The following is a 9,024-nucleotide window of genomic DNA, read 5'->3' as shown; positions in this document are numbered from 1 at the left end:
TTTTGTGCTCTGATCCAGTGAAAACGATTTTTCTTACTGGATCGGAACAGTGTTCAGTTTAATTTTACAATCGGCGAAAATAAAAGTTTTCCTAGGAGAAAAGCAAGAAAGTCGTCATAGATCATTCATATTTCCCCTGTATCATTTAAGCCATAGATCAAGAGATCTTGATCTATTGATTCCATACCTTTTTTTATTCTTTCCAAGACAAGCAAATTACGCGGTCTCCGGGCCGCATCTATATCTATTTTTTTACGCGAAAAAGCGCTGGACGTCGCGGTCCAGCGCTTTTTTCTTTTATGTTTACATTCAATATTTCTTGAATTAGAAAGTCAGCTTCAAGAAGTACTTGACGAACATGGCAGCCAGTACGGCACCGGCAAATGGCGCGGTACCTGGTACGATCAGGCCGTATTGCCAGTCGTTGTTGGCCTTGTTCTTGATTGGCAGGATTTGGTAAGCCAGACGAGGACCCAAGTCCCGGGCTTGGTTCATGGCGAAGCCAGTAGTACCGCCCAGGCCCATACCGATAGCCCAAACCAGCAGACCAACCAAAAGTGGAGTAAAGCCGAACTTTTCAAACTTGGCCACGATAGCCAGGATACCACTCAAGAAGATGGTAGTGGCGATCATTTCGACCATCCAGTTCCGTGGCAGGTTACGCAGGTTAGGGTTGGTGGAGAAGATGTTCCGGGTAGCCACTCCGTCGATGGTGTCTTTGGAAGCCTTGAAGTGGTCAGCATACATGAAGTAGGCCAGAAGAGCACCGGCAAAGGCACCGGCGAATTCAGCTAGAGTGTAAGGGATGAAGCTGGACCATGGGATGATCCCCAGGATAGCCTGGCAGAGAGCCATGGCTGGGTTCATGCAGACGCCGCCGAAGATGAAGAGGCAGGCGGTAATCCCGAATGACCAGGTCGTAATGGCGAAAATGTGGCCTGAGCCGTGGTATTTGGTCTTGTTCAAAACGTCATCGCAGTGCACGCCAACACCGAAAAGAATCATGAGCCCGGTAGACAGGAACTCATTTAACAAGTTGTGCATCAAAATCCTATTCTCCTTGCAATAGATAATTTTTAAGGTACATAACAGCTAATAATTATATACCTATATCCGGCAAAAAGATATAGAGAATCGTGATTTTTTGAGCATGAATGCGCTTTTATCGCCAGATTTAACAAACTTTCTGGGGAAAAGTAAGTGAATTGTTCACAAATCTAGCAAAGTGACCGGCAATTACTGTTTATGGCCGCTGGGGAAATGGCCCCGGCGCAGGCGCTGGTCGAGCAACTGGCAGGTCAGGGCCGCCAGGTCCTTAATCGGCTGCTTAGCGGTCAGCAGGTCCGGAAAAAATTGCGGACAAAATTGGAGCCGTCAAAACCTGTTACCAAAGGCTGGTAGCTCAGCTGGCGGACTCGCTGCTTGACCAGCAAGGCGGTGATGTCATCGCTGCAGCAGATGGCGTCGTATTTTTGTCCGGTCAGCAACTTGGCCAGCTGGACCTACTTAAAGAGGTTGCCCGCGGTAAAGTCCAGGTAGGCCGTGGAAAACTTGGTCTGCCGCTTTTGGAAGCAATCCATCATGCCCCGCAGGCGCTCATTAATGGGGGAGAGGTCTTGCTGGCTGCCGCAGAAGATTAGAATTTCCTTGGCTCCCCTCTTAAGGACGATTTGGGCAATCAAGTGTCCGCCGCCATAATTGTCACAGCTGACCAGGGGTATTTCCCGGGAAATAGGCCGGACAGTAGGCAGCTGTCTGGTCAAGGACAGGGGCGTTTCCGGCAGGCTGGCAGTCATAGCCCAGCTGCGCCAGATTCCCCTGGACGGCTTCGTAAAATTCAGCGTAGAGCGGGTTGGTAACCGTGGGCAGGAGGACCAGGACGGTCTTGGAGCCAGCTTTATTTGGCTTGTAGTGCAGGGCCTTGGCCGCCTGGGCAATTTTAAGCTGGTTTTGGGGACTGACGGTTTGCTGGTTGAAGTAGCGGGAAACGGTGGGCACAGAAACTCCCGCCAGCTTGGCGATTTCGGTAAAGGTGACTTTCATGCGTCCTCTTTTCTAATAAAACTGCAAGAAATAATTGCTTTGATACCAGATATTATAAGGCTTTCGCTAGACTTTTTCTGCAAAAAAACAGGGGGAAATTCCAAGTCCGGCCAGGACTTTGTAAACTGGAGACAGCAAGAAAATAAAGCGCTTTAACAAAAAAGCAAAAGAGGTTTAAAAATGAAATTGCAAAACAAAGCTATGTTGATTACTTACCCGGACAGTCTTGGCCATAACTTGAAGGACCTGTCCCAGGTGATGGACCGCTACTTCTCCAAGGAGATCGGCGGGATCCACTTGCTGTCGTTCTTCCCGTCTCATGGAGACCGGGGCTTCTCACCGATGACTTATGAAAAGGTTGCTCCGGAATTCGGCACTTGGTCTGATGTAGAAAAGCTGGGTGAGCAATACTATTTGATGTTTGATTTCATGATCAACCACATCTCAGCTCACTCTGACTATTACTTGGACTTGCAAAAGAACAAGGAAAAGAGTCCTTGGCGGGACCTTTTCTTAAGCTGGGATAAGTTCTGTCCAGCCGGCCGACTCAGGCAGATGTTGATTTGATCTACAAACGCAAGGACAAGGCGCCCTTGGAAGAGCTGGAATTCGCGGACGGCAGCCGCGAGAAAATGTGGAATACTTTTGGCCCCGACCAGATTGACCTGGACGTGCGGACCGAAGTTACCAAGCGTTTTGTCAAGGAAACCCTCCAGCAGCTGGTCAAGCACCAGGCCAGCTTGATCCGGCTGGATGCCTTTGCCTACGCGGTTAAGAAACTGGACACGAGCGACTTCTTCGTTGAACCTGAAATCTGGGACCTGCTGGATGAAGTCCGCCAGGACCTGGCTGGAACAGACGCACAAATTTTACCGGAAATCCATGAACACTATAGCTTGCCGCGGAAGGTCAGCGAGCATGGCTACTTTATCTATGACTTTGCCCTGCCGATGGTTCTGCTCTATTCCCTGTATACTGGCAAGAGCCAAAGGCTGGCCGCCTGGCTGAAGCAGTGCCCGATGAAGCAGTTTACCACCCTGGACACCCATGACGGCTTGGGGGGTGACGCCAAGGACATTTTGACTGATGAGGAAATTGACTACACGATCCAGGAGCTGTACAAGATCGGGGCTAGCGTCAAGCGGAAATACTCTTCAGCTGAGTACAACAATTTGGACATTTACCAAATCAATACGACCTATTACTCAGCCCTGGGCAATGATGACCAAAAGTACTTCCTGGCCCGGCTGCTGCAAGTTTTTGCCCCGGGGATTCCGCAGATCTACTATGTTGGCCTGCTGGCCGGGGAAAACGACCTGGACCTGCTGGAACGGACCAAGGAAGGCCGGAACATCAACCGCCACTACTACAGTCTGGAAGAAATTGACCAGGAAGTTAAGCGGCCAGTTGTTGCCAAGCTTTTGAAATTGCTGGAATTTAGAAATACTGAAGCGGCCTTTGATCTGGATGGCCGGCTGGAAGTTGCTGCTCCAAGCGAGCATGATCTTAAAGCGGGTCAACTAGGCTGGGGACCGGGGAGCGGTTCTCCGGGTGGACCTGGCTGCCTTGACTTACCAGATTAGCGTCAACAGTGAGGAAATTTCCCTGTAATGGCAGCTGGAAAATTCACTGAAGAGCAACGTTAGTATCATATTTTGTTCAAATTTACTGTGTAGTATAAAAAGCATAGACGAGTTGAAAGAACTTGTCTATAACTCATATTTCTTATATTTTTCTTTCCCTGATATACACAACATACATATACGCTACCTAAGAAGCAGCTAGTCAGTAACAGCTGCTTTTTTGGTATCCAGAGATATTTTTTCATTGTCCGAAATAGCCGTTATGTTTATTTTGTAATATATATGCGTAAAGCTCTTGAAAAATGACATTAAAAGATGTTGAAAAGGATTTCACGTGAAAATGTTTATCCTTAGAGTTAGTGGTGATTGTATTAGTTGGATCTTAGGCTGAACTTGTAAACAAAGAGCCTTTTTTGGAGACGAAAGGGAAAGAAAGAGAGATGCAAGAAGACAATAATAAACGCAAGCTTGAATATATGCTTATTTGGCACGCCCTGCCATCGGATCAGTCGAAGAAAGGGAAGAGACTATAAATATGAAAAAGCTCAAAAAGATCAACTATGCGGCCTGTTGGCCGTATTTGGCGGTCGTTCTTTTTGCTGCCTATTTGGCCTACCGGCAGATGCGAACAGGTAACATCATTATCGGTTCCGATACGATTTTCCACTTCAACCGCTTCTATGAAACCGAGGAGCAAATTAGAAACGGCAACCTTAGCTGGTTCATGACCCTGTACGGGTTTAACCAGTCAGGCCGGGTAATCAACGCGCTTTACGGCCCGGCCTTTGCCTACTTGAATGGGCTGTTGCTGCTGGCGGTCAGGACCTGGTACCGATATCAAATTATCACCAGCTTCCTGGTCTTCGCGATCGGGGGCGTGGGGATGTATAGGGCCGTGCACCGCTTTAAGGTACGCGGCAGCATTGCCGTTTTGGTGACGATCATCTACATGACTATCGGCTGGCTGCCGCGCTGGCAGTCTGGCTCCAACTTCACCGGCATCGGCGCGGCCTTGATGCCTTACGGGATTTTGGTCGCTTGCGACATGTTCTATGATAAAGAGAAGCCAATCCACTGGATCAAGCTGACCATCCTGATGACGGTCGCCTTGGAAGTCCACCTGCTCACGGCGCTGATGTACATGGCCTTCCTGGTGCCAGCCTGGCTCTATGCCATCGTCAAGCGCGAAAACAAGCGGGGGATTTTGCTGAACACCTTGAAGGCGGTGCTCTTAACCATCTTCTTGACGGTCAACACCCTCTTGCCTCTGTACTGGATGTCCAAGACCAATAACTTGGCGCCAACGGCAACAATGAGGATGCTGGAAAACGCGGTCCACTTGAAACACACCACGGTGGCCTTCCACCCGTTCAGAATTCTGACCCACAACCTGCGGGCCAGCTTGACTTACTGGCTGGCCTACGCTTTTATCGTCCAGGTTATCTACGCGATCTGGACGCGCGAGGAAAGCAAGGCCAACGTCGTCGTCTCGCTTTATGGCGGCTTTTGGCTGCTTCTGGCCTCTCGCTTGGTTGAATGGGACCGGATCACTAACCACTTGCCGGCCTTGGCCCGCTTCATCCAGTTCCCATCCCGTTTCGTCTGCATCGCTTACCCCTTGCTGATCGTCGGGCTGGGTCTTTCGTTTGAGCACATCCTGCATCACAAGCAAAAGTGGGTCCAAATCGCGGCCTATGCCTCGCTCGGTCTGCTGACTTTCGCGGCAGCCGACTGTCTGGTCATCACCTTGACCTCCAATGCCTGGGCTGGCTACCAAAACAACGTTGGCCGCAGCCGGAACACCAAATTCGGCGAAGAGACCCAAAAGACCAGCTCCCGCAAGGAGAAAGGCAAGAAGAAAAAGAAGGCGATGGAAGACTACGGTGTCTATCACCCAGTCAAGCTGGATGACCGGCGCAAGCAGGCGCTGGTGGACACTAACGCGGCCACCCACGCCCATGACCTGCAAGCCTTCCTGGACATGGCCAAGAAGGCCATTCCGGACTACCTGCCGGTCTACAAGTGGGATCCAGAGCCTGACGTGCCAAGCCACTTGTACACTTACAAGTGGAAGCAGTATTATACGATGGAGAACTCCAAGATTACCGCCGCTTACCGCAAGTCCGTCATGAACCACAACCGCAATGTCAAGGTAAAGACAGTCAAGCACGGCTTGAAATTGACCTGGAAGGCCAAGAAGGGCAAGCACAAGCAGCAATTGCCAGTCATTACCTACAAGCAATCCAAGCTGACCGTCAACGGGCGGGTCTTGACCAAGTACAAGCGCAACCGGGTTGGCGCCCCAACGGTTCCCGAAAAGACCAAGGGCACCAACACCGCCTACTTGGAATTCCAGACGCCGTTCTGGATCAAGTTGGCCATCGCAGTCTCTTTGCTGGGGCAATTTGCCGCAGTCGTTTGGGGCCTGCTTTGGCGCAGAGGTTTTTTCAAGAAGAGAGAAGAAAAGAAGTAAAAACATGAAAAAGATTTCAATTATCGTGCCTTGCTACAATGAAGAAGCGGCCTTGCCCCTTTTTTATCCGGTAGCGCATGAGGTGCTGGAAAAACTGCTCGACGACTACGAGCTGATTTTTGTCAACGACGGGTCCAAGGACAAGACTTTGGAAATCTTGCGCGACTTGGCCGCTAAGGATCCCCACGTCTTTTATATTTCATTTTCAAGAAACTTCGGCAAGGAAGCTGCCATGTACGCGGGCTTTGTCAACGCCAGCGGGGACTATGTGGCCGTGATGGACGCCGACTTGCAGGACCCGCCGGCCCTTCTGCCGGAAATGATCAAGATCCTGGACTCCGGTGAATATGACAGCGTGGCCACCCGGCGGGAGGACCGGAAGGGTGAGCCGCCGGTCAGAAGCTGGTTTGCCCGCAAGTTCTACCGGATCATCAACAAGATCTCTGATGCTGACGTGGTCGACGGGGCCCGGGACTTCCGCTTGATGAAGCGGGACATGGTCGATGCGATCGTGGCGATGAGCGAATACAACCGGTTCTCCAAGGGGATTTTTGGCTGGGTTGGCTTCAAGACCTGCTGGCTCCCTTATGAGAACGTGGAAAGAGTAGCCGGGGAAAGCAAGTGGAACTTTTGGAAGCTGTTCAAGTACGCCATTGACGGGATCATCAACTTCTCCTTGGTGCCTTTGAACCTGTCTTCCTGGATGGGTTTCTTCATGACCGGGGTGTCCTTTATCATGCTGATCGTGATCGTTCTGCGCAAGTTGATCAAAGGGGACCCGGTAGCCGGCTGGGCTTCCTTGATCTGCGTGGTGATCTTCATCGGGGGTCTAGTCATGCTCAGCCTGGGCGTGATGGGGCAATACCTGGCCAAGATCTACATGGAAAGCAAGCGCCGGCCCCACTACATTTCCAGCGAATCCAATATTAAAGACGTTAAAAAGATCGACTAAGGTTGGTCTTTTTATTTTTTGTTTCTTTTTTGAAGGTTATAATTCCATAGCAATTATTCTTCGGATTATAAAGACTTTGTAGTGCCGTTATTATAACTTTTGTGTCATAATTAGTAGCACTGAAATGAAGGAGCAATTAATGAGCAGGAAGTACAAATTACGCTGGCAGGACCGCGGCATCTTGATTGCGGTTTTTATTTTATTAGCCACGATCGTCGCCTGTGTGGCGGATAGAAGCAAGCTGTATTACAAACGGGCCGAGGAAGACCGGGCCCTGCAGGTGGCAAAACTAGTGGACAGGTCTTTTGGCCCCAGCCTGGCCCAGGCGGAGAGCGTCATCCAGGAGCTGGCCCAGACAACGGTTGATGACCAGGGGCGGGTGACCAATTTCGCCAAAAGAAGCCAGGAACTATTGGGGATCGATTATGTTCAGGGAAGCTATCTGGTTTCAAAGGCGGGCAATTGGCAGGCTAATTCCGGCGTCAGCCCCGGGCTCAAGCAGGCCTACCGGCAGTTCAGGCGGGGCCAGTGCGAGAAGTATGCCGTGACTAAGAAGAGGACCGTTATGCAAGGGCCGGTTACCCTTAAGGGTGGGGAAGCCGGGCTGATTTTTTACCAGCCGGTCTTTGTCAAGGGCCAGCTCTGGGGCTTTGCCGTTGTAGTTACTAAGGCCAGGCAACTCTTAAAAGAAAGTCTGGCTAACCTGGACCAATGGGAGTACAACTACCGGCTCTTGAAGAGCCCGGTTAAAAGCAAGAAGTACAGCCTGCTGGCCAAGTCAAAGGCAGCTGTAGTCAGCCCGGTGGCCTACAGCTTTAAGCCAAGCACTTCTAGCGGGGTCTGGAAGATCTATGTTTCACCGAAAACCGGCTGGACTTATGAGGCTAAAGCCCGGAGAATGACTGCCTATGTCAGTCTGCTGGCTTTGCTAATTTTTTGCCTGAAAGTGGTCTTGGTTCTGTGTCTGGCCCATACGCGCTTTTGGAAAAAGGAGGCGACGGTTGATGCTTTGACCCAGATCAACAACCGTCTGGGCTTCGATGAAGAGCTGAAGCGGCGCTTGAAGGGGCAGGAAGATGGCAAGTTCACTCTGGCCATGGTCGACGTCGATAACTTCAAGATTTTTAACGATCTGTACGGCCACCAGGTTGGCGATATAATCTTGAAACAGGCGTCCCGGGAACTCAAGGAAGCCGTGACAGGCTGCGGCCTGGTGGGCCGGACTGGCGGGGATGAGTTTACCATCGCCCTGCTGGGCATGGACGCGGATGACTGCCAGACAGTGATCCAGCGAATTTTGACCGCAGACCATGAAATCGACTACTTTGGCCAGAAGATCAAGTACAGCCTGTCGATCGGCTACGCGGACAGCCCCCGGCAGGGGAAGAAGCTGGCCGACTTGATCAGCCGGGCGGATGAGGCCTTGTACGAGGTTAAGTTAAGCGGTAAGAGCGGGGCCCAGTACTATTCCGGGGAAACCAGCAAGCCTCTCCGCTCTCAGCTGGGCTTTACCCTGTACGATATCGTGGCAAATATTCCGGAGGCTTTGCTGATCTGCAAGCCGGAAAACTGCCGGATTCTCTTCGCTAACCAGAGGACCTTGCGACTTTTGGGCTATGATAACCTGTGGGACTTTTTTGGCCGGGTCAATACCAAGGCCTGTTATATTGTGGCCCCGCGGGACATGGACCGGGTTGAAGTCTGGCTGAAGAAATTTATGGCTGAGGCAGAAATTGGCGATGTCCACAAATTGACCTACCACGTTATCAGCCAGAGCGGGCAGGAAATCGCCGTCAAGGCCAACTTCAGCATGGTTGACAATCTCCTCTACGGGAAGCTGGTCTACCAGACCATGACAATGGCCTAAACATAAAATATAAAAAGGACATCCCGGTGATATGACCCCCGAAATTAGGACACTAATTTCGGGGGTTATTTTCATGACTAAATACACTAAAGAAATCAAACTTGCT

At 50.8% G+C, this 9,024-nt stretch carries 7 protein-coding genes and 1 pseudogene; 4 read left to right on the top strand and 4 right to left on the bottom strand.

The features are described from left to right. Positions 1–324 precede the first annotated feature (324 nt). From larD to FD23_RS10690, 4 genes are all read right to left on the bottom strand, one after another. Positions 325–1,047 carry a D/L-lactic acid transporter LarD gene (larD, locus tag FD23_RS07425; RefSeq protein WP_196332309.1) on the bottom strand — a complete coding sequence of 241 codons (723 nt, stop codon included), beginning with the start codon at positions 1,045–1,047 and terminating at the stop codon, positions 325–327. Between the two features lie 287 nt (positions 1,048–1,334). Then, complete coding sequence (locus FD23_RS10700; protein ID WP_230844770.1) at positions 1,335–1,487, bottom strand: hypothetical protein; 153 nt, start codon at positions 1,485–1,487, stop codon at positions 1,335–1,337. A 15-nt stretch (positions 1,488–1,502) separates the two neighbouring features. Then, positions 1,503–1,682 carry a type 1 periplasmic-binding domain-containing protein gene (locus FD23_RS10695; RefSeq protein ID WP_025896218.1) on the bottom strand — a complete coding sequence of 60 codons (180 nt, stop codon included), beginning with the start codon at positions 1,680–1,682 and terminating at the stop codon, positions 1,503–1,505. 19 nt (positions 1,683–1,701) lie between these two features. Further along, the gene (locus FD23_RS10690; RefSeq protein WP_025896219.1) at positions 1,702–2,043 is read right to left on the bottom strand and encodes a LacI family DNA-binding transcriptional regulator; all 342 of its coding nucleotides are present in this window, start codon (positions 2,041–2,043) and stop codon (positions 1,702–1,704) included. Between the two features lie 180 nt (positions 2,044–2,223). On the opposite strand from FD23_RS10690, the pseudogene gtfA reads away from it, so the two are divergent. The 4 genes and pseudogenes from gtfA to FD23_RS09430 all read left to right on the top strand — a co-directional run bounded on the left by gtfA (position 2,224) and on the right by FD23_RS09430 (position 8,918). Next, positions 2,224–3,654: pseudogene (gtfA, locus tag FD23_RS07415) on the top strand (sucrose phosphorylase). A gap of 507 nt (positions 3,655–4,161) precedes the next feature. After that, complete coding sequence (locus tag FD23_RS07410; RefSeq protein WP_230844771.1) at positions 4,162–6,099, top strand: 6-pyruvoyl-tetrahydropterin synthase-related protein; 1,938 nt, start codon at positions 4,162–4,164, stop codon at positions 6,097–6,099. A 4-nt stretch (positions 6,100–6,103) separates the two neighbouring features. Beyond that, a complete protein-coding gene (locus tag FD23_RS07405) occupies positions 6,104–7,051 on the top strand; it encodes a glycosyltransferase family 2 protein (protein WP_025896220.1) in 948 nt (315 codons plus the stop codon). A gap of 139 nt (positions 7,052–7,190) precedes the next feature. Beyond that, positions 7,191–8,918, top strand: a complete 1,728-nt coding sequence (locus FD23_RS09430; protein ID WP_025896221.1) for a diguanylate cyclase domain-containing protein — start codon at positions 7,191–7,193, stop codon at positions 8,916–8,918. Positions 8,919–9,024: the final 106 nt, after the last annotated feature.

This window comes from Lactobacillus delbrueckii subsp. delbrueckii DSM 20074 = JCM 1012 (genome assembly GCF_001433875.1).
Classification (GTDB): Bacteria; Bacillota; Bacilli; order Lactobacillales; family Lactobacillaceae; genus Lactobacillus; species Lactobacillus delbrueckii.
The sequence above is the reverse complement of the archived record's forward strand: the minus strand, read 5'-3'. Positions and strand labels throughout refer to the sequence as shown.